This is a genomic window from Vibrio sp. YT-15 (genome assembly GCF_033337445.1).
GTDB lineage: Bacteria > Pseudomonadota > Gammaproteobacteria > Enterobacterales > Vibrionaceae > Vibrio > Vibrio alginolyticus.
Genome location: NZ_JAWOQR010000131.1, coordinates 1 through 1,150, shown reverse-complemented (window position 1 = coordinate 1,150; position 1,150 = coordinate 1). Strand labels below are relative to the sequence as shown.

Annotated in this window: 1 protein-coding gene; it reads right to left on the bottom strand. The window is 55.5% G+C overall.

Annotated features, from left to right (window positions below; translation table 11 throughout):
* Window positions 1-32: 32 nt before the first annotated feature.
* Window positions 33-848 (bottom strand): sulfonamide-resistant dihydropteroate synthase Sul2, encoded by an 816-nt coding sequence (sul2, locus tag R7D93_RS25805; RefSeq protein WP_001043260.1) that lies wholly within the window; start codon window positions 846-848, stop codon window positions 33-35.
* Between the last annotated feature and the right edge of the window lie 302 nt (window positions 849-1,150).

The window sequence follows — 1,150 nt, the reverse complement described above, 5'->3', positions numbered from 1 at the left end:
CGCGAATATAGAGAAATATCCCGAATGTGCAGTTAACGAATTCTTGCGGTTTCTTTCAGCGCCGCCAATACCGCCAGCCCGTCGCGCAAGGGGCGCGGCTCGTGTGTGCGGATGAAGTCAGCTCCACCTGCGGCGGCGGCAAGCTCTGCAGCGAGTGTCGCGGCCCCGACATCCCCCGGACCACGGCCTGTGAGCGCGCGCAGAAAGGATTTGCGCGAAACAGACAGAAGCACCGGCAAATCGAAGCGCAGCCGCAATTCATCGAACCGCGCCAGCACCGAGAGCGAGGTTTCGGGAGCAGCCCCCAGAAAAAACCCCATGCCGGGATCAAGGACAAGGCGGTTGCGTTTGATACCGGCACCCGTCAGCGCCGCGATGCGCGCGTCAAAGAACGCCGCAATGTGATCCATGATGTCGCCAGCGGGTGCCTCGCGCCGATCTGCCTGCCCGTCTTGCACCGAATGCATAACGACGAGTTTGGCAGATGATTTCGCCAATTGCGGATAGAACGCAGCGTCTGGAAAACCGCGAATATCATTGAGATAGGCTACACCACGCGACAAGGCATAGGCTTGCGTCGCGGGTTGATAACTGTCGAGCGAGACGGGAATGCCATCTGCCTTGAGCGCGTCCAGCACCGGCGCGATACGCGCGATTTCTGTGTCGGACGAAACAGGCGCGGCGTCGGGATTGCTGGATGCCGGACCGAGGTCGATCACATCTGCCCCCTCGGCCATCAGCTTACGCGCCTGCGCAATGGCTGCGTCTGGCGCCAGATACCGGCCTCCATCGGAGAAACTGTCCGAGGTTATGTTGACGATGCCGAAAATGATGAGCGATTTATTCATGGGGGCTTCTATAATAATAATAATCGAGCATGAGTCTCATACGGATGCTCGGGTCGAAAGGGAATCCCCAGGCGAGTAACCTGTTTGCGGTGATCCATTAGCTGCAGGAGCAGAATAGCATACATCTGGAAGCAAAGCCAGGAAAGCGGCCTATGGAGCTGTGCGGCAGCGCTCAGTAGGCAATTTTTCAAAATATTGTTAAGCCTTTTCTGAGCATGGTATTTTTCATGGTATTACCAATTAGCAGGAAAATAAGCCATTGAATATAAAAGATAAAAATGTCTTGTTTACAATAGAGTGGG

Excerpts from the sequence above, each read along its gene's own strand:
- sul2 (WP_001043260.1), bottom strand. The coding sequence starts at position 848 with ATGAATAAATCGCTCATCATTTTCGGCATCGTCAACATAACCTCGGAC.